This is a genomic window from Nocardioides candidus, from assembly GCF_041321175.1.
In the GTDB taxonomy this organism is placed as follows: domain Bacteria; phylum Actinomycetota; class Actinomycetes; order Propionibacteriales; family Nocardioidaceae; genus Nocardioides.
In genome coordinates this window covers 1,430,730-1,454,241 of record NZ_JBGGWC010000001.1, presented here as the reverse complement: position 1 = coordinate 1,454,241, position 23,512 = coordinate 1,430,730, and the positions used below count along the sequence as shown (strand labels likewise).

24 protein-coding genes and 1 tRNA gene are annotated in these 23,512 nt (G+C 71.2%); 11 read left to right on the top strand and 14 right to left on the bottom strand.

Annotation, left to right across the window (positions count from 1 at the left end; genetic code table 11):
* Positions 1–69 precede the first annotated feature (69 nt).
* From ACAX67_RS07265 to ACAX67_RS07245, 5 genes are all read left to right on the top strand, one after another.
* Complete coding sequence (locus tag ACAX67_RS07265; RefSeq protein ID WP_370703142.1) at positions 70–2,808, top strand: winged helix-turn-helix domain-containing protein; 2,739 nt, start codon at positions 70–72, stop codon at positions 2,806–2,808.
* A gap of 153 nt (positions 2,809–2,961) precedes the next feature.
* Positions 2,962–3,192, top strand: coding sequence for a DUF8691 family protein (locus tag ACAX67_RS07260; RefSeq protein WP_370703141.1), 231 nt, complete (start codon positions 2,962–2,964; stop codon positions 3,190–3,192).
* Positions 3,193–3,209: 17 nt separating this feature from the next.
* Positions 3,210–3,899: a DUF2306 domain-containing protein gene (locus ACAX67_RS07255; RefSeq protein ID WP_370703140.1), complete on the top strand. Its 690-nt coding sequence runs from the start codon at positions 3,210–3,212 to the stop codon at positions 3,897–3,899.
* Entirely contained in the window at positions 3,896–4,537 is a 642-nt protein-coding gene (locus ACAX67_RS07250; protein ID WP_370703139.1) for a GNAT family N-acetyltransferase, read from the top strand. Before ACAX67_RS07255 ends, ACAX67_RS07250 begins: the two co-directional genes overlap by 4 nt.
* 57 nt (positions 4,538–4,594) lie before the next feature.
* A complete protein-coding gene (locus ACAX67_RS07245; protein ID WP_370703138.1) occupies positions 4,595–5,041 on the top strand; it encodes a hypothetical protein in 447 nt (148 codons plus the stop codon).
* Between the two features lie 879 nt (positions 5,042–5,920).
* On the opposite strand, the gene ACAX67_RS07240 is transcribed toward ACAX67_RS07245, so the two are convergent.
* Positions 5,921–6,625, bottom strand: coding sequence for a hypothetical protein (locus ACAX67_RS07240; RefSeq protein WP_370703137.1), 705 nt, complete (start codon positions 6,623–6,625; stop codon positions 5,921–5,923).
* A 222-nt stretch (positions 6,626–6,847) separates the two neighbouring features.
* Between ACAX67_RS07240 and ACAX67_RS07235 the strand changes: the two genes are divergently transcribed.
* Positions 6,848–8,152 carry a TIGR04338 family metallohydrolase gene (locus tag ACAX67_RS07235; RefSeq protein ID WP_370703136.1) on the top strand — a complete coding sequence of 435 codons (1,305 nt, stop codon included), beginning with the start codon at positions 6,848–6,850 and terminating at the stop codon, positions 8,150–8,152.
* Here ACAX67_RS07235 and ACAX67_RS07230 read toward each other — a convergent pair.
* From ACAX67_RS07230 to ACAX67_RS07200, 7 genes are all read right to left on the bottom strand, one after another.
* Positions 8,118–8,549, bottom strand: a complete 432-nt coding sequence (locus ACAX67_RS07230; protein WP_370703135.1) for a limonene-1,2-epoxide hydrolase family protein — start codon at positions 8,547–8,549, stop codon at positions 8,118–8,120. The two genes, ACAX67_RS07235 and ACAX67_RS07230, sit on opposite strands and share 35 nt — an antisense overlap.
* A 24-nt stretch (positions 8,550–8,573) precedes the next feature.
* Positions 8,574–9,560 (bottom strand): WYL domain-containing protein, encoded by a 987-nt coding sequence (locus tag ACAX67_RS07225; protein ID WP_370703134.1) that lies wholly within the window; start codon positions 9,558–9,560, stop codon positions 8,574–8,576.
* Positions 9,561–9,562: 2 nt separating this feature from the next.
* Complete coding sequence (locus ACAX67_RS07220) at positions 9,563–10,507, bottom strand: helix-turn-helix transcriptional regulator (protein WP_370703133.1); 945 nt, start codon at positions 10,505–10,507, stop codon at positions 9,563–9,565.
* A gap of 92 nt (positions 10,508–10,599) precedes the next feature.
* Entirely contained in the window at positions 10,600–13,011 is a 2,412-nt protein-coding gene (locus tag ACAX67_RS07215; protein ID WP_370703132.1) for a penicillin acylase family protein, read from the bottom strand.
* A 66-nt stretch (positions 13,012–13,077) separates the two neighbouring features.
* The gene (locus ACAX67_RS07210; RefSeq protein WP_370703645.1) at positions 13,078–13,377 is read right to left on the bottom strand and encodes a GroES family chaperonin; all 300 of its coding nucleotides are present in this window, start codon (positions 13,375–13,377) and stop codon (positions 13,078–13,080) included.
* Between the two features lie 40 nt (positions 13,378–13,417).
* On the bottom strand, positions 13,418–13,663 hold the full coding sequence (locus ACAX67_RS07205) for a DUF3618 domain-containing protein (RefSeq protein ID WP_370703131.1): 246 nt from the start codon (positions 13,661–13,663) through the stop codon (positions 13,418–13,420).
* The gene (locus ACAX67_RS07200) at positions 13,660–14,763 is read right to left on the bottom strand and encodes a HoxN/HupN/NixA family nickel/cobalt transporter (protein WP_370703130.1); all 1,104 of its coding nucleotides are present in this window, start codon (positions 14,761–14,763) and stop codon (positions 13,660–13,662) included. Before ACAX67_RS07200 ends, ACAX67_RS07205 begins: the two co-directional genes overlap by 4 nt.
* A gap of 75 nt (positions 14,764–14,838) precedes the next feature.
* On the opposite strand from ACAX67_RS07200, the gene bcp reads away from it, so the two are divergent.
* The 3 genes from bcp to ACAX67_RS07185 all read left to right on the top strand — a co-directional run bounded on the left by bcp (position 14,839) and on the right by ACAX67_RS07185 (position 16,757).
* Positions 14,839–15,321 carry a thioredoxin-dependent thiol peroxidase gene (bcp, locus tag ACAX67_RS07195; protein WP_370703129.1) on the top strand — a complete coding sequence of 161 codons (483 nt, stop codon included), beginning with the start codon at positions 14,839–14,841 and terminating at the stop codon, positions 15,319–15,321.
* A 39-nt stretch (positions 15,322–15,360) separates the two neighbouring features.
* Positions 15,361–16,653: a YrzE family protein gene (locus tag ACAX67_RS07190; RefSeq protein WP_370703128.1), complete on the top strand. Its 1,293-nt coding sequence runs from the start codon at positions 15,361–15,363 to the stop codon at positions 16,651–16,653.
* A 23-nt stretch (positions 16,654–16,676) separates the two neighbouring features.
* A tRNA-Leu gene (locus tag ACAX67_RS07185) sits at positions 16,677–16,757 on the top strand.
* A 7-nt stretch (positions 16,758–16,764) separates the two neighbouring features.
* On the opposite strand, the gene rdgB is transcribed toward ACAX67_RS07185, so the two are convergent.
* From rdgB to ACAX67_RS07165, 4 genes are all read right to left on the bottom strand, one after another.
* Positions 16,765–17,367, bottom strand: a complete 603-nt coding sequence (gene rdgB, locus ACAX67_RS07180) for an RdgB/HAM1 family non-canonical purine NTP pyrophosphatase (protein WP_370703127.1) — start codon at positions 17,365–17,367, stop codon at positions 16,765–16,767.
* Positions 17,364–18,071 (bottom strand): ribonuclease PH, encoded by a 708-nt coding sequence (gene rph, locus ACAX67_RS07175; protein WP_370703126.1) that lies wholly within the window; start codon positions 18,069–18,071, stop codon positions 17,364–17,366. The genes rdgB and rph overlap by 4 nt, the downstream gene beginning before the upstream one ends.
* A 62-nt stretch (positions 18,072–18,133) precedes the next feature.
* Positions 18,134–18,964 carry an ABC transporter permease gene (locus tag ACAX67_RS07170; RefSeq protein WP_370703125.1) on the bottom strand — a complete coding sequence of 277 codons (831 nt, stop codon included), beginning with the start codon at positions 18,962–18,964 and terminating at the stop codon, positions 18,134–18,136.
* Positions 18,961–19,917: an ABC transporter ATP-binding protein gene (locus ACAX67_RS07165; RefSeq protein ID WP_370703124.1), complete on the bottom strand. Its 957-nt coding sequence runs from the start codon at positions 19,915–19,917 to the stop codon at positions 18,961–18,963. Before ACAX67_RS07165 ends, ACAX67_RS07170 begins: the two co-directional genes overlap by 4 nt.
* A 130-nt stretch (positions 19,918–20,047) precedes the next feature.
* Here ACAX67_RS07165 and ACAX67_RS07160 point away from each other — a divergent pair, with 130 nt between their 5' ends.
* Positions 20,048–21,199 carry a sensor histidine kinase gene (locus tag ACAX67_RS07160; protein ID WP_370703123.1) on the top strand — a complete coding sequence of 384 codons (1,152 nt, stop codon included), beginning with the start codon at positions 20,048–20,050 and terminating at the stop codon, positions 21,197–21,199.
* Positions 21,196–21,858 carry a response regulator transcription factor gene (locus tag ACAX67_RS07155; protein ID WP_370703122.1) on the top strand — a complete coding sequence of 221 codons (663 nt, stop codon included), beginning with the start codon at positions 21,196–21,198 and terminating at the stop codon, positions 21,856–21,858. Before ACAX67_RS07160 ends, ACAX67_RS07155 begins: the two co-directional genes overlap by 4 nt.
* 19 nt (positions 21,859–21,877) lie before the next feature.
* Here the strand turns inward: ACAX67_RS07155 and ACAX67_RS07150 are convergent, their stop codons facing one another.
* Both ACAX67_RS07150 and murI read right to left on the bottom strand, forming a co-directional pair.
* Positions 21,878–22,675: an MBL fold metallo-hydrolase gene (locus ACAX67_RS07150; RefSeq protein WP_370703121.1), complete on the bottom strand. Its 798-nt coding sequence runs from the start codon at positions 22,673–22,675 to the stop codon at positions 21,878–21,880.
* A gap of 8 nt (positions 22,676–22,683) precedes the next feature.
* Positions 22,684–23,511: a glutamate racemase gene (gene murI, locus ACAX67_RS07145; protein ID WP_370703120.1), complete on the bottom strand. Its 828-nt coding sequence runs from the start codon at positions 23,509–23,511 to the stop codon at positions 22,684–22,686.
* Position 23,512 lies beyond the last annotated feature (1 nt).

The following is a 23,512-nucleotide window of genomic DNA, read 5'->3' as shown; positions in this document are numbered from 1 at the left end:
GGTCGCGACGACGAGAGGGCGGGCCGACAAGACAGCCCGGCCCCGACATCGACGGGGAGAGGTGGCGCGATGGTCGACGCGCTCGTCGAGACAAAACTGCTGTGGCCGCGGCCGCGTCCAAACGCAGTGAGTCGACCGCGACTGGACACGTTGATGTCCCGAGCGCTCGTCGTGCCGGTCACTGTGGTTTCCGCGCCGGCAGGGTTCGGAAAGACGACCCTGCTCGCCGCCTCACTGACGTCCATCGACCTTCCAGTCGCGTGGGTGTCGCTGGATACGCGCGATCATCGCTCGGCCTCGTTCTGGTCCTATGTCCTTGCCGCACTCGACCGTGCGGTGCCGGGCTCGGCCGCGGCGGCACTGACCTTGTTCGGTTCTCGCCAGGTCCCCGTCGAGGAGGTCCTCGCGGGAGTCGTGAATGAGCTCAGCGTCCACGACGGGGAGCTGGTCTTGGTGCTGGACGACTACCACCTCGCCGACGGCCCTGAGGTCGCCGAAGGGATGACGTTCCTGGTCGACCATCTGCCCCCACAACTGCACCTGGTCATCAGCACTCGGGCCGACCCGGGTCTGCCGTTGTCACGGCTCCGCGTTCGTGGCGAGCTGGTCGAGATCCGCGCCGCCGACCTGCGGTTCGACGCCGCCGAGGTCACCGCCTACCTCAACGAGGTCAACGCGCTCGACCTCCCTACCGAAGCGGTCGCGGCTCTGGAGACCCGCACCGAGGGGTGGGTCGCTGCGCTTCAGCTTGCCGCGCTCTCCCTGCGTGACCGCGCCGATCCTGAGGGGTTCGTCGACCGGTTCGCGGGCGACGACCGGTTCGTCGTGGACTACCTCGTCGATGAGGTCCTCGACCGGCAGCCCGCTGAAGTGCGCCGGTTCATGCTCGACACCTCCATCCTCGAGCGTCTCACCGCCTCATTGTGCGAGGCCCTGGCCTGCGGCGCTCCGGGCGATGGCCGGTCGATGCTCGACGTGCTCGAACGGCAGAACCTGTTTCTGGTGGCATTGGACGACCGCCGTCACTGGTACCGCTACCACCACCTGTTCGGCGACGTGCTCCGCGCCCACCTGCTCCAAGAACGCCCAGGTGACATCGCCGAGCTGCACGGCCGCGCGAGCCGATGGCACGCTGCGAACGGTGACATCGAGGAGGCTGTGCGGCACGCCCTGCTCGCGGGCGACGCGGCCGCGGCCGCGGACCTGGTCGAGCAGGCGATTCCGGACCTGCGCCGCATGCGCCGAGAAGCTGTCATCCGCCAATGGGTCGACGATCTCCCCGATGCCGTGGTCGCGAACCGCCCTGCGCTCGCGATGGGACTCATCGGCGGCCTGATGGCCAGCAACGACTTCGAAGGAGTGGAGGACCGCCTCCGTGACGTAGAGGCGACACTCACCCGGTCCGAGTCTGAGCTCGTGGTCATCGACGGGGCCGAGTTCGCTCGGGCACCCGCCGCCATCGAGATGTACCGCGCCGCCCTGGCTCTGGTCGACGGTGACACCGGGACCGCGATCGCGCAAGCCGCACGCGCCATCGACGCCGCACCCGCCGACGACGACCTGACCCCGCCTTCCGCTGCGGCAATCTCGGGTCTCGCGTCCTGGACGACGGGCGACGTCGTCTCGGCGCACGCCTCCTACGTGACTGCCGCAGCCGGCCTTGCCCGCGTCGGGCACGTCGCCGACGTTCTAGGCTGCTCGCTCACCATCGCCGATATGGAGCTCACCCTCGGTAGCCTCGGGGACGCGGAGGCGACGTTGCGCAGCGCGCTCGCCCTGGCCGAACACAACCCACCTGACGGCGGTGGGGTCTTGCGCGGCACCGCCGACATGCTGGTCGCTCTCAGTCGCATCGCCTGGCACCGCGACGACATCGTCACCGCCACCGACCTGCTCCGCCGCGCCGATGACCTGGGCGAGGGTGCCGGGCTTCCGCAGAACCCGTACCGATGGCGGGTCGCGATGGCCAGGGTTCGCGCCGCCGAGCGGGACTGGGATGGAGCGCTCGGGCTCGTCGATGACGCGGTTCGGGTCTACGTCGGCGACTTCTCCCCGCCGGTCCACCCGCTCCATGCGACCCGTGCCCGGCTGCTCGCAGCCTCCGGCCACTTAGACGCGGCCGTCACCTGGGCGCGCGAACGCGGGCTCTCCGCCAGTGACGAGTTGGGCTACCTGCGTGAGTACGAGCACCTCACTCTCGCGCGCATCCTCCTCGCCCAGCACCGTGCCACCGGGGACGAGGCGGCGCTCCGGGACGCCAGCGCACTGCTGAACCGACTCCTCGATGCCGCGGAGGCGGCCTCGCGTGCGGGGACCGTCCTCGAGATCGAGGTTCTCCGAGCGGTCGCCCTCCAAGCGTCAGGTCACGTCGAGGACGCCATGAAGGCGCTGGACGGAGCCGTCGAGCTCGCGGAGCCGCAGCACTGGCGCCGGTACCTTCTCGACTCGGGCCCGGGGGTGGCGCAGCTCCTCCAGCAGTTCGCGGACCGTCGGCCACCATCGCCGTTCGTGCGCGACATCATCGCGCGATGCGCGAACGAACCCGCAACTGCTGCTCTCGCGGCACGGGCATCGGCCCCGACGGCGCGGGAAAAGCTGCTCGATCCCCTCAGCGACCGCGAACTCGACGTGCTGCGCCTCCTCGCCTCCGATCTCGACGGCCCCGCCATCGCGCGCGAGCTCGTCGTGTCGCTGAACACCGTTCGGACGCACACCAAGCACATCTATACAAAGCTCGAGGTCAACAGCCGTCGTGCAGCCGTCAGTCGCGCGCACCAACTCGGGCTCCTCAGCCGCTCCGCGCGGTGAACCAGCGTCGAGTCGATGGCCGCGTCGAAGATCACCACCCTGGTCACCAGGTGATGTGACGCCGCGTCACCACTCTCGCTCCTAGCGTGCCGACATTCGCACAACGCCGCGCAGCACCGCGGCGACCGGGCACGAGCGCTAGGAGCAGGAGCCGTGAACACCGCACACGAACCGGGCTGGTACGAGATCCGTCTCCAGGGGCGTCTCGACGAACGCTGGGCGGCGTGGTTTGACGGCATGACTATCGAGCCGGCACCCGACGGCGTCACCGTACTGCGCGGCCACATCGTCGACCAAGCGGCACTCCACGGGATCCTGGCCCGGCTGCGAGACCTGAACGCGCCAATCATCTCGGTCCAGCCCGCCGAGGAGGGCGACCAGTGAACCCCAGCGCCCCCGCAATGACCGCACCCACCGCAGCCACCGGCCCGGGGGCGGCGCTCATCCCACTCCCGCTGCTCCTGCTGAGCGCCATTCCGCTAACCGCCGGTGCGCTCCGACTGGTCCAACTGGCTGGTGGCCCTGACACCATCCCCGCCGACGACCGGTTCAACGGCGTGCCCATCGCCCTTGTCGTCCACATCGTCGGTGCCGCGGTCTACGCGCTGGTCGGCGCGTTCCAGTTCGCTCCCGTCTTCCGTCGCCAGCACCTGACCTGGCATCGACGGATAGGGCGCGCGCTCGCAGTCGTCGGGATGCTTGTGGTCGGATCAGCGCTCTGGCTGACCCTGTTCTACCCACCCCAGCCCGGCACCGGCGCCCTGCTCTTCGCGTTCCGTCTCGTCGTCGTCGCCGCGACCGCGACGAGCCTGGTCCTCGGCGTCGCCGCGGTCCGGCGTCGCGACATCGCCGCGCACCGGGCCTGGATGATCCGGGCGTACGCGCTGAGCCTGGGCGCCGGCACCCAGGTGTTCACCGAAGCCGCCGGGAGCGCAATCTTCGGTGCCGGGGTCGTCGCGGGCGACATCGCCAAGGGAGCCGCCTGGGCCATCAACCTCGCCGTCGCCGAATGGGTCATCCGTCGCCCCACCTGTGGCCGCGCCGACACCGCCCAGTCCCATCCGACCCGAAACGCAGGAGTGACCTCATGAGCACCACCGCCAGTCCAACCGCCAGCTCGACGGGCAGACCGGCCGCGGATCGGGTCCTCCGACAGGCGCTGCGCACCGACCGACTTATCCTGCGAGCGGCGACCGCCGAGGACGCCGACGCGACCTGGAAGTTCCGGCAACTAGATGAGGTCAACAACTGGCTGGCCGGCACCCCCGGCGACCTCGAAGGCACGAACGGATACCGGGCGCTGTTCGCCGACCCGGCCCGGCTCGCGAGCACGGTGGTCATCCAGCTCGGTCACGGACGCGACGCATCGGTCATCGGCGACTTCATGCTTCGTCGCGAAGACGCGTGGGCACAGCTCGACGTCGCTGACCAGGCCCGCGGCACCCAGGCCGAGCTCGGCTGGGTCCTCGACCCGACGTACACCGGCCACGGGTACGCCACCGAAGCCGTCCGGGAGCTCCTGAGGTTCTGCTTCGAGGACCTTGGCCTACGGCGGGTCGTCGCGAACTGTTTCCTCGACAACGACTCTTCCTGGCGGCTGATGGAGCGCATCGGGATGCGCCGGGAGACTCACGCGATCGCCGAGTCTCTCCACCGGTCCGGGCGATGGCTCGACACGGTCGCCTACGCCCTCCTCGCCGACGAATGGACCGCGCTCACGCACCCCTGAGCCCGCGGCGTGTCCCCGACGTCCCCCACCTGAAACCGACTCGGACAAGGAGAACCGATGTCCACCATGGAACCCACCACCCTCACCGAACCCGCCAAGCTCACGAGTGCCAGCCTCTCAATCGGACGCCTCAACGTGATGCGGGCCGGCTACCTGTTCATGGGCGCCGGGCTGGTAGCGGTGAAGTGGCCGCTGCTACCCGACGCACACACACTCCCGCTGTACGAAAGCGTGACCGTGTGCCTGCTGGTCGCTATGTCTCTACTCGCGTTCCTCGGCCTGCGGTACCCCACCAAGTTCTTGCCGGTGCTGGTGTTCGAGGTGACCTGGAAGGTCTTGTGGCTCACGCTGGTCGCTCTCCCCATCGCGGTCAAAGGTGAGCTCGACCAGCCAACCTCCACCGTGGCCGTCAACTGCGCGTTCGTGGTTGTCATCGTTGCGGTGGTCCCATGGCGGTACGTGTGGGGCGAGTACGTCCGCGCACCCGGAGACCGGTGGCGCTGACCGCCGCTGTCAGCCGACCTCGCGCCGGAAACCCGTCTCTCGCCGGCGGCGCAAAGCTCGATAAGGCCGTCGGCAAGGCGGCTACGCTGCCCTCTCTGGTTGCCGGAAGTCGCCTCGTCCAGCCCGTCCAGCGCGACGCCGCAGCGTACTGAGGCTCGGAATCGTCACCCGCTGAGCCAGCTACGGACGCTCCCGGAGCGTCTCGACCGAAACGGGACGCCCAGGTGAGTGTCCGGCCGAGAATCCAGGCCAGAGGTCGAGCGGGTCGCGTGGATGACTGCCGTGCGAGAGCTGAAGTCCGAGACTGTGACGGGCGTCTTCGAGCTCGACGTAGTTACGAAGACGACTTCGAGGACTACGCGCAAACCGGCTCAGATTCGCAACGGCTCTTGCCGAGAAGCTCAAGCAGGATCCCTATCGACACACTGAGGAGGATGGGGAGGGCAGGTCACTGAGCAGGCGGCGCTGGTTTCTGACTCCGCACTGCGACCATCGGTGATCGATCACGGGTCCGAACTGTGCACGGAATGTGTACGGACCCGCGAGGACTGCACGGATGGGACTGGACGGAACGGTCTCGATTGAGCGTGAATCGGAACTGCCCAGCACCCATCCGGACGGGCTGACACACCCCTGACGGAACTCTTGATCAGCGGGTTCTCGGTTCGAGTCCGAGGGGGTGTACCACCGCTTGAGCCCCTCCCCGGAGGGGCTCAAGCGCATTTCGCGCTCGGATCAGGCAAAATCTCGACCGAACAGGTCACTTCTTCGCGACAAGCGAGCAGCGGGCGTGCATACTTCTGCCAACGCCCGCAGGTGACCCGAGACGCCTGCGGGCGTCTTAATTTTTTTCCGGCGGACGTTGTCGGCGGTCCCGGCTCAGCCGCAGGAGGCGGTGGCCGCGTCGAGGATCCGCGGCGAGGCACCCACGAACCCGTAGGGCCACAGCTCGAGGGCCGTCGGGAGCTCCTTGACCGGCGCGAGGCAGATCGTGGCGCCGTAGATCACCCGGTAGGCGCGACGCGCGCCGGGTGCGGTCAGCCAGAGGTACGGCGCCCCGGTGGCCCACAGCTGCGTCGCGACGCGGTGGGCGTCGCAGCCGAGCGCGCTGCGGACCGGACGGGGCCCGTCGCCCTCGAAGGTCGGCACCAGCGCCTCCACCCGCGACAGCAGGAGCGCCTCGGCACGGGCGATGCCGAGCACGAGCACCTGGCCGTTCTCGTTCACGGCGGCCAGGTCGAGCGCGAGCTCGTCCTCGCCCGTCGCGAAGCGGACGGCCGGGCCGGGGTAGCCGAGCCGCAGGAGCTCGACGTACGCCGCCAGCTGCGCCAGCGTCTGCCAGCAGGGCTGCAGAGGGTCGTCGGTCAGGAGCGACACGGGCCGCTGCCGGCGGTCGAGCGTGCGGACGCGGCCGTCGTCGTCGAGCTCCAGCACACCCCGGTCGAAGCCCTCCTCGACGGTCCGGGCGTCGCTGTCGACGAGCCGCACCGACCGGTCGCGGTCGCCGATCTCGCCGAGCTCCTGGTCCACCAGCGCCGCGCACCCGCGCAACCGCGTGAGGTAGACCTCTCCCCAAGTCACCACCGTCGAGCCCTCCCAAGCCGTGTGCGTCGAAGATAGCGGCGATCCGCCGCGGCGCACGCCCTCCCGGGGACAGACGGATCGGACGAGCCGGGGCCGTAGCCCGAAGGGACCACCCCGCGCCGCCATCGCGACCAGGACCGTCCCGGGACACCACGGCCGTTCTCCACAGGGCGCGCGCGGCCCGCACCGGTTTTGTCGGGGCCGGCAGGCAGACTCTCCGTCATGACCAGGGACAGCGACCAGCGTGCGGTCTACGCCGCGGAGGACCGGCTCGCGACGTGGCTCGACGCCGTCACGCCGGAGCGGCCCGTCGTGACCGTCGACGGCCAGACCTACGAGCCGGCCCCGGACGCACGCTTCACGACACCGGAGGAGGCCAGGGCCTACGTCGACGCCGCGCTCGACCGGCTCCGCGCCGCCGGCAAGGACTACGCCGGGCGTGAGCTCGAGGAGGTCGCGGTGCGTCCCCGGGCCGGCGCGCGGATGGCCGTCTACGAGCCGGAGACGCGCACGATCGCCCTGCCGCCCTTCGAGGTCGGGGGCCGCTGGGCCCTGCGGGCGAGCGTGGTGCTCCACGAGCTGACCCACCACCTGTCCGGCGAGAGGCTGCACAACCCGGAGTGGCGGGCGACCTTCCTGCGGCTGCTCGAGGACGTCGGGCTCCCGGTGACAGCCCAGCTGCTGCAGCTGGCCTACGCGGCCGAGGGGCTCGAGCAAGTTTCCCACAGCGTCGATGACGGCACCCTGGCCAAGCTCGCCAAGCTGTTGCGCCAGGCCGAGCGCGCGAGCAACGAGCACGAGCGGGCGGCGTTCCTCTCGAAGGCGCAGGCGCTGGCGACCCGCCACTCGGTCGCGCTGGCCATCGCCCGGGCCCACACCGCGAAGGAGGAGGGGCGCGAGCAGCCGGTCGCGGAGAACTACCGGATCGGCGAGCGCGGCAAGCGGGGCCTGGCGCGCTACGTGCGGCTGCTGCTCAACATCGCCCACGCCAACGACGTGCGCTGCACGATCAGCCACGACTCGACGGCCCTGACCCTGCACGGGTTCCCCTCCGACATCGCCGTCACCAAGGCCATCTACGAGTCGCTGCTGGTCCAGATGGTCGCCGACTGCGAGCGCCACCTGCGCTCCGGCGTGCGCGACGAGCAGGAGAAGTGGGATCCCTCGCGGCGCCGCTGGACGGTGCGACCGGTCGCGACGATCACCGCCCGGCTGGCGTTCTACGAGGCCTACGCCTGGCGCATCGGCGAGCGTCTCGACGAGGCGCGCGCCGCGACGCTGGCGGCCGCCGTCGGTCCTGACGACGGTCCCGAGGCGTCCGGCGAGACCGCCCTCGCCCTGCGGCAGAAGGAGCTCGACGTCCACGACTTCTTCGCGGAGTCGCTGCGCCGCAACAACGTGCGCGGCACGTGGAGCGCCGACCGCCGCACGTCCGTCAACGACGCCCCGACGGCCGCCCAGGAGGGGCTCCGGGCAGCCGACCGGGCCAGGCTCAGCGAGGAGAAGGCCCTCGGCGAGGCCGGGTGAGTCCCCGCAGCGTGCCCATCAGCACGTTGCCCCAGCTGAAGTGGTCGTGCCAGAGCACGATCCTGCCGTCGACCAGCTCGAACGTCCCGCACACCCAGAAGTCGATCTCGATCGGACCGATCCTCAGGTAGTCGGTGCGCTCGGTGAGCACGACGTCGCCGTCCGCGGCCACGTGGTGGATGTCGGCCCGGAAACCCATCCACGAGCGGTCCATCCCCTTGACGAGCCGCCCGACGAGCTTGCCGCGCACCGTGGGGAGCGAGGTGTTGCGCCACACGATCCGCGGGTCGGTCAGCTCCATCGCCTGCCGGAACGCCCGGTCCTCCATCGCCGCGAAGAACGCCCGCACGACGGTCGCGGAGTCGGTGGTGATGCGGCTCGACGGAGGGGCTGCCATGCCGGCCACGATAGCCCGCCGGTGTCAGCGGGTGTGGTGCACCAACAGCTCCTCGGCCAGTACGGCGCCCGCGCTCGCGAGGTCGGGAGGGTCGGTCACGAACGCGCCTGTGCCGGCGGCGAGGAGGAGCATCCCGACCCGGTCGGCGAGCGGCGGCAGCAGCTCGAGCTCGACCTCGACGTCGTCCTCGTCGGCGCTGAGGACCGTGACCGTCTCGGCGTAGGTGTCCGCGGCCCAGCGCGAGGCGTGCGGCAGCACCGCGCGGACCCGGGTCGTGGCGCGCTGGGCGTCGAGCATGGCCGGCAGGTCGTCGGGGAGCCCGAAGTCCTGCTCGAGGACCTCCGCCTCACGGATGCCGGGGAGCAGGAAGGTACGGAGCCGACCTGACGAGTCGGGCGGGCCGGCGTCGACCTCCCAGCCGCGCCGGGTCTGGACCAGCCGGTAGGGGTGGACGACGCGGGTCGAGACGCCGTGCTGCCAGGTCCGCGAGTAGACGATCCGGACGGCGCGGCGCTGCCGGGTGGCCTCCTGGAGCGCGCGGAGCGGCTCGTGCCAGGCAGGGCGTTCGGGGCGGCCGCTGGCGGCGCCGACCATCGTCTCGGTGAGCACCTCGATGGCGGCCGCGAGGTCCGGGTCGGGCTCGACGTCGTGGAGGGCGACCGCGGCGGTGTGCACGAGGGCGAGCTCGGAGGCGTCGACGTACTCCACCCCCAGCTCCTCGGTGGGCCGGTCGTTGACCGCCCGCACGACCTCGGCCTCGAGCGGGTCGACGTCGCTGTCGCCCTCGGGCCCGAGGAACTCCAGCACCGGCGGCCGCCACAGGCCCAGCATCCGGTCGGCCTCGAGCGGGTCGGCGGTGTAGAAGGCGAGCAGGTCGTCGCGGAGCTCCTCGGCCGGCACGCCGACCTCCTCGGCCAGCGTCGCCAGCGGCACCCCGTCGGGATGGGCGAGCAGCACCTCGAAGACAGCGGGCAGCCGGGCGAACCGGGTGGCGTAGCGGGGGGTCGGCATGGTCAGGCGCCTCCCGACAGTGCGCGCAGCTCGTCGACGAGCTCACGGCGTACGTCGTCGGGCCCGTCGAGCACCACCCGCCGGCCGAGCTCGTAGAGCCGCGCGCGGAGCGCGGCGCGGTGGGTCACCACGTAGCGCAGCACCACGTCGTCGCCGTCGGTCTCCACGGCAGCGGGCTCGCCGAGCCAGCGGACCACGTCGGGGTGGTGCTCGGGCGCGGTGTGGAGGGTGACCTCGACGGGCGGGTCGATCTCCCAGCTCATCGGGTGCAGCTCGCGGTGCCGGGCGGCGCGGACCGGGCGGGCGGACCGCGGCGCGTCGGCGGCGACCTCGCTCATCCGCGCGACCACGAACGACTTCACGGGGGCGTCGTCGCCGGCGGGATCCTCCTGGCCACGGAGGTACCAGGTGCCGTTCTGCGAGCGGACGGACTCCGGGTGCACCACCCGCGGCCTGCCCTTGTAGGAGAACCGCAGCACGCTCCCCAGCCGCACGGCGCGGAGCACGGTGGCGAGGAGGGCGTCGTGACCGGCGGTGGGAACGCCGGCCACGACGCCGGTACTGGTGCGCGCATCGCGCTCGCCGGGACCCCGCTCACCGAGGCCGAGCCGCTCGACCAGGTCGTCGCGGTCGGCCAGCAGGACCGCGCGCTGCAGGGCGCGCTGCTGGGGCGGCGTGAGCCGGACGCGGAGCCGGTTGTCGACCGTGCGCATGCGGTAGCGGGCCGGTTCGCCCGGGCCGGCGATGTTGTCGATCTGCCAGCCCTGGTCGGTCAGGGAGCGGATGTCGCGCTTGAGCTGGTCCATCGGGCTCGCGCCGACGAAGCCCGCGATCTCGGCCAGCCGCTCACCGGTCTCGCCGACGGCCCCGCGCTCGCGCAGGGTCGCCGCGATCCGGACGAGTCGCTCCATCGGCCCGCGCTGGTCGCGCCCCGGTCCCGCGGCCACGATGCCCTCCCCCGGTGGTCGACGCCTGCTTGCCGTCCCATTGTTGCGGGTCGGCGGTCAGGATGCGGCGCGTTTCCACCGGGGCGTCGGGATCAGCTCCCCTGGAGGTCGATCGTGCGCACCAGCTGCTGCTGGACCTGGGTCGGCGTCCACGGGAAGTCCACCCACTGCTCCTGGGAGTACAGCTGCGTCTGGTCCGACGACCACGGCGAGGTCGGGTCCTCGTACTGGCTGTAGGTCAGGATCGTGCGCGGCAGCACGCTGCCGTCGGCGAGGAAGGAGATCGCCTGGATGTGCGAGGAGCCGTAGGTGACCGGCTTGTAGCGGTCGGTGTTGGTCGAGGCGAGGCGCGACGCGAGCGCGTTGGCGTTGCCCGCCAGGTCGCCGTCGCCGCCGCCCAGCGGGTAGGCCGGCGCGCCCCGGTCGCCCGCGACCTGGAGGGAGCCCCAGGTCGCGTCGAACGCCACGCCCGCGTTGCGCACGGCGTTGATCGCGGCCTTCATCGCGGCCACCACCTTGGGCCCGGTCTTCATGGTCCGCGGCGTGTTGAGCGGGTCGCGCGGCTGGAAGGGCACCGACCACAGACCGGTGCCGGTCGGCGCGCGGGTCACGAACGCCTCGAAGATCTGGTAGCCGACCGAGGAGGCGTCGGAGTGGCCGTCCCAGGCCTTCAGCACGGCACACGCCTGCGTCTCCCCCGTCTGGGCGCAGACCTGGTCGAGCTTCCCTCCGGCGCGCATGATCTCGCCGGCCCGGACCCGGTTCTCGTACTCGTGACCGCGCAGCGTCGCGGGGGTCTCCTTGCCCTGCTTGAGCCGGTCGACGACGTACTGCTGGACCATGCGGGTGCGCATCGTGCGCACGCACTTCTCGCAACCGATGATGTCGGGGTAACCCTCGAGCCGGATCTTGTTGTTGGGCGTCCAGAAGGAGTCGTTGGCGTTCATCACCCAGGTGCGGGTGACCACGTCGGGCAGGTGCTGGTCACCGAAGATCCCGGGGCGCTGCGCGTCGGGGTCGGTGCCCCACTTGCACGCACCGTCCGCGAGCGCGCCGTTGAGGCCGGGCAGCCCCGCGACCAGCTTGAGCACCAGACCCACCGGCGTCATGCACCTGGTCGCCAGGGCGTTGGTGACGTTGGGCACCACGCTGTGGTCGGCGTAGAGGGCGTTGCCGCTGCTGTCGGCCGCGGTCGTGTTCACCCACGGCATCCCGCCGCCGGCGTCCTGGCGACGCAGGAGGTCGCGCACGTCGGTGGCCTCGCCCATATTGAGGAAGGTGTCGATCGTGCGGAGGTGCTCGGCGTTGGCGTCGCGGATCGCCCAGAAGCTGGCCGCGGTCCAGCCCATGAACATCGACGGCGCGTCGATCACGTAGCCCTGCGGGGTGCGGTAGAGGTCCTCGTGGACCGTCGCGATCGAGCCGTCCGGCTGCCGAGCCTGGACGTCGACGAACCGGTGCTCGGCCTGCTTGCGCACCCCGTTGGCCGACAGGTAGGTCGTGCCGGGGCCGGGCGTGAAGTACTCGTACGGCGTGAAGCGGTACGCCGTCGACACCGTGTGGCTCCAGGCGACGTCCTTGTTCCAGCCGATGTTGACGACCGGCGAGCCGATGAGCGAGGCGCCGGCGACGTCGTACTGCCCGGGGATGGTCAGCTGCTGCTGGGTGAACCGGTAGCGGCCCGCCCACGGGAAGTGCGGGTTGCCGAGGAGGAGTCCGCGGCCGGTCGAGCTGTCGTCGCCGCCGATGGCGGTGGCGTTGGAGCCGAAAGCGCTGTCGTGGCCGAGCGCGCGAAGGAGCTTGTCGCGGTTCACCTTCGTCGCGAAGGAGCGGGCCTGGGTGTTGTTGGTCGGCAGGTTCGGAAGGTCGACCGGGAGCCCGGGGTCGTCGAGGGTGGCCGGGTCGGCCCCGACGATGGCGCTGATGAACTGGCCGGAGGAGGCGATGAGGTTGGCCATGTAGACGCCGTACCAGAGGTCGAGCGACGTCGCGGTCGGCGTGATCCACGGCGCGCCGGCGCACGCCGGGTCGGTGACGGCGTTGTCCTCGATCCACCGGTTGATGCCGGCGACGTAGCCGTCGACCATCTGCTTGGCGCGCTCCGACGGCCCGGCCGGGGAGGCGAGCAGGTCCTCGACCACGTGCCGGTTGTGCAGGTCGGTGACGAAGGCGTCGACCTCGAGGTTGGTGGCAGCCGGGGTCACCATGTCGGCGTACCGGCCGTTGGGGCCGAGGTACTTCGAGCGCTCGCCGCGGGCCGTCAGCAGCGTGTCGGCCAGGTTGCAGATCGAGGAGTCGGCCACGGCGTACCCGCTGCCGTAGCCGAGCGACCCCCAGTCGTCGGCCGTGATGTGCGGGATGCCGTGGTCGGTGATCTGGATCGTCGCGTGGTACGGCGACGGGTCGGCCGCGGCGCGCACCGGGCCGGCATCGGCAGGGGACGTCGCCGCCACGAGGGGGGCGAGCAGGAGCGCGGCGACAGCCAGGACGGGAGCACGTCTCATGGCCCTCTAACTCGGCGGGTGTGACCTGCGTTACGCCGAAGAGGTCAACCGACCTGAAACAGGGCGCTAGAGGTAGAGCCCGGCGGCCTCGTCACCGAGCCTGCCCGCGGCGACAGCGTGGACGTCGCGCTCGCGCATGACGACGTACACCTCGCCCGAGACCTCGACCTCGGCCTTCTCCTCCGGGTCGTAGAGCACCTTGTCGCCCACCTCGACGGAGCGCGCGTGCGGGCCCACGGCGACGACCCGCGACCACGAGAGCCGCCGCGCGCCCATCGCCGCGGTCGCCGGGATCACGATGCCTCCCGAGGATCGACGCTCCCCCGCCTCGGTCTCCGACTCGCACAGGATGCGGTCGTGGAGCATCTTGATCGGGGTCTTGTCGGCCCCAGGAGTCACTGGGGGCTCATCGGACGATCTTGCGGATGACCACGAAGAGCGCGATGACGCCGACGACGGCGCCGGCCGTCTTCACGATGTTGTCGGTGCGCGGCTGGCCCGTCCCGGCGTCGACGTAGTGCGCCTTCACCTGGGCGACCTCGCGACTGATGATCGTCTTCGGGCTGGAGCGGTAGAGCAGCTGGTCGATCGTGCCGGCGAGGCGCTCACGGGCCTCTTCGATCTCGCGCTCGATGTCAGAGGGGTTGCTCACCCGCGCAGGCTATCAATGCTCGCCCGGCGCCTGCCCACCAGTCGGAACGCGCCCACGCTCGCCGCCCAGACGACGGCGAAGAGCGCGACCAGCGCGAAGCCGACGTAGTTGAGGTCGAGCGAGGTCGCCCAGCGCAGCGGCGCCGGGTCGAGTTCGTCGGCGATCAGCTGCAGCAGCACGATGACGCCGATCGACAGCGCGATCGCGACGGACAGCGCCGTCACCGTCAGGTTGTAGAAGAGCTTGCGGGCGGGATCGAGCACCGCCCAGCGGTAGGCGCGTGTCATGAACAGCCCGTCGATCGTGTCGAAGAGGGTCATCCCCGCGGTGAAGAGCACGGGGAGCACGAGGACGGCGTACCAGGGCAGGGCGTACGCCGCCGCCCCGCCCGCGAGCACGAGGAGCGCGATCTGCGTGGCGGTGTCGAACCCCAGCCCCATGAGCAGGCCCACCGGGTAGAGGTGGATGGGCCTGGTGGCGCGGGAGATCGCGCCCTTGAAGAGGCGCGCGAGGAAGCCGCGGTTGTGCAGGTGGTGGTGGAGCCGGTCCTCGTCGAACGTGCCGGCCTGGAGGTGGCGGTAGACGTGCACGATGCCGAGCAGGGCGCTGAGGTTCATCAGCCCGACGATGATGAGGAAGCTGCCGGCAGCGAGGGTGCCGATCATCCCGAGCGAGTGCTGGAGCGTGGAGCTCTCGTCCTGCACGGGGTCGGCGACCGCGCGGACGCCGAGCGCGAGCAGCACCGACAGGCCGAAGACGACGCTGGAGTGGCCGAGCGCGAACCAGAACCCGGTGCCGTGCGAGCGGGTGCCCTCGCCGACCAGCTTGCGGGTCGTGTTGTCGATGATCGCGATGTGGTCGGCGTCGAAGGCGTGCCGGGCGCCGAGGAGGAACGCGGTGACGCCGACCCCGACGCCGAACACGCGGGAGTCGCCGAGGCTCAGGTCCTGGGGGGCCACGACGAGGAACAGCACGCCCCAGCCCACGACGTTGAGGCCGAGGACGGCGGCTACCAGACCTGCGAGCGCCCGCCGGTCGCCCGCCTTGCCCCCGGGCGGTGCCACCGGCGGCGGGTGCGGGGTGATGTGATGGGCGGACACTCGTCGTACGTTATTGCAATCGGTTTGCAAGAACAAACGTGGGGCAGGAACCGCCCCCGCCTGACAGGAGACCCGATGTCCGCACCTGCCCGTCTGGCCGTGGGCGACGCCGCCCCCGACTTCACCCTGGCGACCGACTCCGAGGGCGAGGTCAACCTCTACGCGCTCCTCGAGGAGGGCACGAAGGTCATCGTCTACTTCTACCCCGCCGCGATGACTCCCGGCTGCACCAAGCAGGCCTGCGACTTCACCGACTCCCTCGACGCCCTGCAGGCGCAGGGCTTCACGGTGCTCGGCGTCTCGAAGGACGCCCCGAGCAAGCTGGCCAAGTTCCGCGAGCGCGACGGGCTCACGATCACGCTGCTCTCCGACCCCGACCTGGTCGCGCACGAGGCGTACGGTGCCTTTGGCGAGAAGAAGTTGTACGGCAAACTCGTGGAGGGCGTGATCCGTTCGACGTTCGTCGTGGGGACGGACGGCAAGATCGAGGTCGCGCAGTACAACGTGAAGGCGACCGGACACGTCGCGAAGCTGCGCAAGGACCTCGGGATCGCCTGACGGCGCTCTCCTGACGACAGCGGGGACGAAGGGACACCGATGGAGCTCCACGAGAGTCTCGCCGAGCTGGCACGCGACCACGGCGCGTCGTTGTTCAACGACGCCGACGCGTTCCGCGGAGCGCTCGACGACTACCTCGACGAGGGCAGTGCGTCCACCGGCACGATCAACCTACTGACCGACGCCGTCCGGCTCGGCGCGCTGCAAGGCATGCTCACCATGCTCGACAGCGGTGCCAGCGTCGACGACGCCGTGGAGTCGGCCGGACAGCGGCTCTCCCGCGACCGCGGGAGCGCCGACGTGGCCGGCTCGCAGTGGGCGTGCGCCGTGCTCGGCTACGCGCTCGGCCGGGTGCCGGTCGACCTGGCCACGCGGTTGCGGCCCGACGCCCTCACCCGCGAGCCCCCGCGCCACACAGCACCGCGACCGACCGACTACGACGACGACGCCACCAGCATCGCGCCGCCGGGTCAGCCGCTGCCGCCCGTCAGCCCGCCCGTCAGCCCGCCGGCGTCCTCACCGGCGGGCTCACCGCCGCCCCCGCCCGTGTCCGCTCCGGTGTCCTCGCCGGTCCAGCAGTGGCCGGCGCCCAGCCAGCCGTCGCAGCAGCCCACCTCCTACGGCACGCCGCCGGGCGGTGTCGCGCCCTACGCCTCCACCCAGGGCGTGGGCTACGGCGCTCCGCCGTCGAAGAGGTCCGGCCGCGGGATCCTGATCGGGGCCATCGTCGGCGTGGTCCTGTTCGGGGTGATCGCCGTCGTCGCGATCATCGCCCTCAGCAGCGGTGGCGACGACACGCCGTCGGCCGACGACACGACCAGCCCGAGCGTCACGACGAGCGACAGCAACAGCAGCACGCCGGTGACGACCGACCCCGCGCTCACCCTGAAGGGCAGCGGCTACAGCTACCAGTTCCCCAACAGCGACTGGAAGGACATCACGTCCGGCACCGCCGACGACACCGGCACGATCGACACGATCTCCGCGCCCGGCAGCTCGATCAGCAACGCGCGCGGCAACATCCTCGTCGAGGAGTCCTCGGCCTACGGCGAGACCGACGTCAACCAGCTGACCTCGGACTGGAAGGACGTGCTCTCGCAGTCGACCGGCGCCACGCCGACCGACATCGGCACCCGCGACATCGGCGGCAAGACGGCCGTCGGCGTCGAGCTCAAGTGGACCAACGGCAACAACTTCGACGTCCACCAGGTCGCCTACCTCGTCGTCTCCGGCGACAACCAGTACTCCATCACCGCGAGCTTCCGCCAGGGCGACGACGGCTTCAGGGCCACCTTCGAGAGCGTGCTCGACACCTGGCACTGGGACGAGTGACGCGGCCCTAGACTCGCGCCGGAGCCGGAGTGGTGGAATGGCAGACACGCAGGTCTTAGGAACCTGTGCCCCAGGGCGTGCGGGTTCGACTCCCGCCTCCGGCACTGCCCGTCAGCGCAGCAGGTCGGCGACGACCGGGGCGATCTCGCGCAGCGCCTTGCCACGGTGGGAGATCTCGTCCTTCACGTCCGGGGTGAGCTCGGCCGTGGTCACGCCGGGGCGGTCGTCGGCCTCGAAGAGCACGTCGTAGCCGAAGCCGCCGCTCCCCCGCACCTCGCGGATGATCCGGCCGTCCATCCGGCCGTTGACGACCCGGGTGGTCCCGTCGGGGAGGACGAGGGCGACGGCACAGGTGAAGTACGCCGTACGCCGCTCGTCGGGCACGTCGGCCAGCTGCGCCAGCAGCAGCTCGTTGTTCCGCTCGTCGGACTTGGGCGGACCGCTCCAACGCGCGGACAGCACGCCCGGCATCCCGTTGAGCGCGTCGACGCAGAGGCCGGAGTCGTCGGCGAGCGTCGGCAGGCCGGTGACCTCCACCCCGGCCCGGGCCTTGAGCAACGCGTTGCCCTCGAAGGTCGGCTGGTCCTCGACGGGCTCGTCGTACGCCTCGACGTCGTCGAGACCCACGACCTCGACCGTGGTCATGTGCTCGGCGAGGATGCGCCGCATCTCCGCGAGCTTCTTCGCGTTGCGGGAGGCGACCAGCACCTTCACGAGCCCAGTGCCTCCTGCTGCATCCGGGTCAGGTCGGCGCAGCCCTTCTCGGCCAGCGCGAGCAACGAGTCGAGCTCGGCGCGGGAGAAGGCGGCGCCCTCAGCGGTGCCCTGCACCTCGACGAACGAGCCGGCGCCCGTCATCACCACGTTCATGTCGGTCTCCGCGCGCACGTCCTCGACGTAGGGCAGGTCGAGGCGCGGGAGACCGTCGATGATGCCGACGCTGATCGCGGCGACCGACCCGGTCAGCGCCTGCGTGACACCGAGGTGGGCGCAGGCGTCGGCGAGGGCGACGTACGCCCCCGTGATGGCGGCGGTGCGGGTGCCGCCGTCGGCCTGGAGGACGTCGCAGTCGAGCTGGATGGTGTTCTCGCCGAGCGCCTTGTAGTCGATGACCGCGCGCAGCGAACGGCCGATGAGCCGGCTGATCTCGTGGGTGCGCCCGCCGATGCGTCCCTTGACCGACTCGCGGTCGGAGCGGGTGTTGGTGGAGGCGGGGAGCATGGCGTACTCGGCCGTGACCCAGCCGAGCCCGCTGCCCTTGCGCCACCGCGGCACGCCCTCGGACGCGGAGGCGGCGCACAGCACCCGGGTCTTGCCGAACTCGATCAGCACCGACCCCGCCGGGTGGTCGAGCCAGTTGCGGGTGATCCTGACCGGGCGCAGCTCGTCGTCGGCGCGGCCGTCCTCACGGGTGCTCATGGCCGAGGAGCCTAGTCACCCGGCCGGGACGCACCGCACCTCGGCCCACGCCCTGCGGAGCCCTACTTCACCTCGGCGTTGACGATGCGTCCCATGCCGACGAAGAGCGGCAGCACGATCCACACGCCCAGGCTCACCAGCAAGTGGCCCCAGTCGGACGCCTCGCTCGGCAGTCCGTCGGCGAGGACCAGGACATTGATCTGCAGCGTGATCCACGGCAGCACGTCCTCGAACGGCGGGATCAACGCCGCGATCGCCGCGAGCACACCGACCGAGGCGTACCAGGACAGGAGGAACAGCACGATCGCCGCCGGGGTGTTGAGCAGCATGCAGGCGACGGCGAAGCCGAACACCGTGGTCGTCAGGACCGTCAGCGGGGCGCCGACGAAGACGAAGGTCTTGTCGACCGACCACTCGACGTAGTCGGGCCGCAGGAGGTCGGCGACGGCCGTGCAGGCCACGGCGACCACGAGCATCAGCACCACCACGGCAAGGGCCAGCGCGACCGCCACGGCCAGCTTCGCGAAGATCACCCGGAGTCGCCGCGGCTCGATCGCGAACGTCACGACGGCGGTGCGCTGGCTCCACTCCGTGGTCACGAGCAGGATCGGCAGCATCGGCACCAGCACGAGGGAGACGATCCAGACGTTGCCCGTGAAGTCGGTGAACGTCGTCGTGTAGTCCTGCGCGAGGAACGTGATCAGCTGCACGACCTGCAGCAGCGTGATCAGCAGGCCGATCGTGAAGAGCAGCCAGAACCCGGCGCGGGTGTTGTAGGCCTTGCGGAGCTCGACCAGGGCCAGCCGCCAGAACGGGATCGCCGCGGTCGCGGACGTGTCGAGGGACGGGCCCGGCATCGCAGCCGGCATCGGTGCGGGCATCGCGGCGCTCACTGGTGGCCTCCCATGGTCGGCGGCGGCGGGGGTGGTGGCGGGGGTGGTGGGACGGTGACGGGTTCGCGGGCGGTGGCGGAGGTCAGCTCGAGGAACAGGTCCTCGAGCCCGACGCCGCCGGAGCGCAGGTCGGTGAGCACCACGCCGGCGGCGAGCGCGGCGCGGCCGACCTCCTCGGTCGCGACGTTGACCCGCAGCCCCTCCCCCATCGCCTCGACGACGTGGCCGCGACCGGTGAGCGCACTCGCCAGCGCGTGGTTGTCGAGCGAGGTGACCAGCGACGTCGCGGCCCCCTGCGCACCGGCCAGCAGGCTCTTCTTGTCGCCGTGGGCGACCACGCGGCCGTGACCGATGAGGATCATCTCGTCGGCGATCAGCTCCACCTCGTTGAGCAGGTGGCTCGACAGCAGCACGGTGCCGCCGCGGTCGGCGTACCCCTTCAGCAGGCCGCGCATCCACCGGATGCCGGCCGGGTCGAGCCCGTTGGCGGGCTCGTCGAGGATCAGCACCTCGGGCTCGCCGAGGAGCGCGTGGGCGATGCCGAGCCGCTGCTTCATGCCGAGGGAGTAGTTGCGCAGCCGCCGCTTCGCCTCGCCGTCGGTCAGCCCGACGAGGGCGAGCATCTCGTCGACGCGGCGCGAGGGCAGGCCCATCGCGAGCGCACCGAGCGAGAGGATCTCCCGTCCGGTGCGGCCGCCGTGCTGGGCGGACGCGTCGAGCAGCACCCCGACGTGCCGTCCCGGGTTGGGGATGGACGCGTAGTCCAGGCCGCCGATGGTGACGCGACCGCTCGAGGCGGGCGTCAGCCCGACCATCACCCGCATGGTGGTGGTCTTGCCGGCGCCGTTGGGGCCGAGGAAGCCCGTCACCCGGCCCTGCTGGCAGGTGAAGCTGACGTCGTCCACGGCCCTGAACTGCCCGTAGGTCTTCGTGAGGTGATCGACCCTGATCATGGCGACAGCCTGCCCGATCCGGCCAAGACGACGCATCGGACGCGCGTAGCGACCGCACGCGACCAAAGTAGGGGGTGCCGGGCGACCCGGGGTGCTGCCGAGCGGGATGCCGCACCCCTACGCTCGCGGGGTGGACGACTCGCAGGTGGCCTGTCAACCGGCCTTGCGCTGGCACGGCCACGCCTGGCGGTTCGTCGCGTGCGTGCTCATCGGCGCCCTCGCGTGGTCGCCGGTCGCCGACGCCCAGGCCGACCACCACCCCTACCTCTTCTGGGCCGACGCGCTCGTCGGCATCGTCTGCTTCGTCCTGGCCGCCTACCGGCGGCGCTGGCCGCTGACGATCGCAGTGGTCACCACCCTGCTCACGCCCTTGACGTCCGTCGGTGCCGGCGCGACGCTCCTGGCCACCGTCTCGCTGGCCACCCGGCGGCGCTGGTGGCAGATCGTCATGGTGGGCGTGCTCAACCTGGTGATGACCGCGCTCTACTACCGGATCCAGCCGGCCCCGGACTCCGACCCCTGGTGGCTCGCGATCGGGATCGGCCTCGCGTTCATCGCCACCGCCTCGGCCTGGGGCATGTTCATCGGGTCGCGCCGCGAGCTGATCTGGACCCTGCGGCAACGCGCGGAGACCGCAGAGGCCGAGCGCGACCTGCGCTCCGCCCAGGCGCGCTCGACCGAGCGCGAGCGGATCGCCCGCGAGATGCACGACGTGCTCGCGCACCGGATCTCCCAGATCTCGATGCACGCGGGGGCGCTGACCTTCCGCGACGACCTCACCGCCGACGAGATGCGCGCCAGTGTCGGCGTCATCCAGGAGAAGGCCCACGAGGCACTCACCGACCTGCGCGGCGTGCTCGGGGTGCTGCGCGACAGCACCGGCGCTCCGCTGACCGGCCCCCAGCCGACGTACGACGACGTGGGCTCCCTCGTGGCCGACCTGCGGGCCCACGGGACCCGCGTCGAGCTGGAGGAGGACCTCCCGGCCCCGGTGCCGGACGCCGTCGGTCGCACGGTCTACCGCATCGTGCAGGAGGGCACCACCAACGCCCGGAAGCACGCTCCCGCCGCCGTGGTGACCGTGCGCCTGGCCGGCGAGCCCGCCGCCGGGCTTCTGGTCGAGATCCGCAACGGGCTCGCGTTCGGCCCGTCCCACACCCCGGGCGCGGGGCTCGGTCTTGTCGGGCTCGCCGAGCGCGCCGCGCTGGCGGGCGGACGGCTCACCCACCGCATCGAGGGCAGCACGTTCGTGCTCCGCGCCTGGCTACCGTGGGCGGCATGAGCGAGGCGCCCATCGACGTCGTCATCGTCGACGACGACCCTCTCGTCCGGTCGGCGCTCACGCTGATGCTCGGCGGCCAGCCGGACCTGCGTGTCGTGGGCGAGGCCGGCGACGGCCTGAGCGGCGTCGAGCTGGTGCGGCGGGTCCGACCGGACGTCGTGCTCATGGACATCCGGATGCCGCGCCTCGACGGCGTGGCCGCGACCCGGGAGCTGCAGCGCGACCCGTCGCCCGCGCGCGTGATCGTGCTGACGACGTTCGACGCCGACGACCACGTGCTCGACGCCCTCGCCGCGGGTGCCGACGGCTTCCTGCTGAAGGACACGCCGCCGGCCGACATCGTCAGCGCCCTGCGTGCCGTGGCTGCCGGCGACCCGATGCTGTCCCCGTCGGCGACCCGCGCGGTGATCGGGCGGGTGCGCGCCGGTGGCCTCGGCGATCGCGCTGCCGCGGCCCTCGCGCTGCTCGGTCGGCTCACCGACCGGGAGCGCGACGTCGCGCTCTGCATCGGTCGCGGCCTCAGCAACGCCGACATCGGCGCGGAGCTCTACCTCTCCGTGCCGACCGTGAAGGCGCACGTGTCACGGCTCTTCGAGAAGCTCGAGGTGACCAACCGCGTCCAGATCGCGCTGTGCGTGCACGACGCCGGGCTGTCGTGAGCAGGCCCGCGGTCCCCGGTCAGATGCCGTAGACGGCGCCCTGGGCGGCCAGCTCGGTCGGACCGTCGAAGACGGCCAGCGACTCCGAGAGCATGCCCTGCGCGTCGTGCCACGGCGGCACGTGGGTGATGACGAGCCGCTTCACCTTGCCCTTGGCGGCGACCTCGCCGCACTCGGTGCCGCTGAGGTGCAGGCTCGGCGGGTTGTCGTCACCGTGCCGGAAGGACGCCTCGCACAGGAAGAGGTCGGCATCGGCCGCGATCTCGAGCAGCGACGGGGTCAGGCCGGTGTCGCCGCTGTAGGCCAGCGTGCGCCGGCCGGACTCCTCGGTCTCCGCGGAGATCCGCATCCCGTAGGCCTCGACGGGGTGGTCGACGGCGAACGGCTCGATCTCGAAGGGCCCGACGGTGAAAGCGCCGTCGAAGGTGTGGAACTCGAACTCCTCCCGCATGCCGGTCTCCATCGGGAGGTCGTAGGCGTTGGCGAGGCGGACGTCGGTGCCGCTCGGACCCCAGACCGGGATCTGCGGCTGCGTGCCCCGCGGGTGGTACTTGCGCAGCACGTAGTAGCTCGTCATGTCGACGCAGTGGTCGGCATGCAGGTGGCTCAGCAGGACGGCGTCGACCTCGAGCGGGTCGACGTAGCGCTGCAGTGCACCGAGCGCCCCGTTGCCGAGGTCGACGACCAGGCTCCAGGTCCGTCCGTCACGCTCGGCCTGGACCAGGTAGCAGCTGGCCGGCGACTCGGGTCCGGGGTAGGAACCGGAGCAGCCGACCACCGTCAGTCGGAACGACGTCGCTGTCGCTTGGGACCCCATCTCCCCGATCATGCCAGTCCACCCACGAACTGGTCAGCACCTGCGAGCTCCGGACCGAGGAAGCGGCGGCCGATCGTCTCGAACTCCGCGGGCGACCCGGTGGTCACGAAGGAGTACGACGGCTCGCCGCCCTCCCGCATCAGGCCGCCGTCCGCGAGCATCCGGTAGACGTCCTTGGCGCACTCCTCGGCACTGCTGACGAGGGTCACGTCCTCGCCGACCACGTAGGAGATGACACCGGTGAGCAGCGGGTAGTGCGTGCAGCCGAGGATCAGTGTGTCGACCCCGGCCTCCGTCAGCGGGTCGAGGTACTGGTGGGCCACGGCGAGCAGCTCCTCACCACCGGTCACGCCGGCCTCGACGAAGTCGACGAACTCGGGACAGGCCCGGGTGGTGAGCTGGATCTGTGGCGCCACGTGGAGGGCGTCGTCGTACGCGCGCGACTCCGCCGTCGCCCGTGTGCAGATCACCCCGATCCGCCCGTTCTTCGTCGCTGCCACCGCGCGCCGGGCGGCGGGCAGGATCACCTCGACCACCGGTACGTCGTAGCGCTCGCGGGCGTCGCGCAGCATCGCCGCACTCGCCGAGTTGCAGGCGATGACCAGCGCCTTGACACCCTCGGCGACGAGGTGGTCCAGGCACTCGAGGGCGTACTCGCGGACCTCGCCGATCGGCTTCGGACCGTAGGGCTGGCGGGCCGTGTCGCCGACGTACAGGAGGGACTCGTGCGGCAGCTGGTCGATCACGGACCGGGCCACGGTGAGGCCCCCGAAGCCCGAGTCGAAGATGCCGATGGGGGCGTCGATCTCGCGAGGGCTCAGCGGCGGCACGGTCACA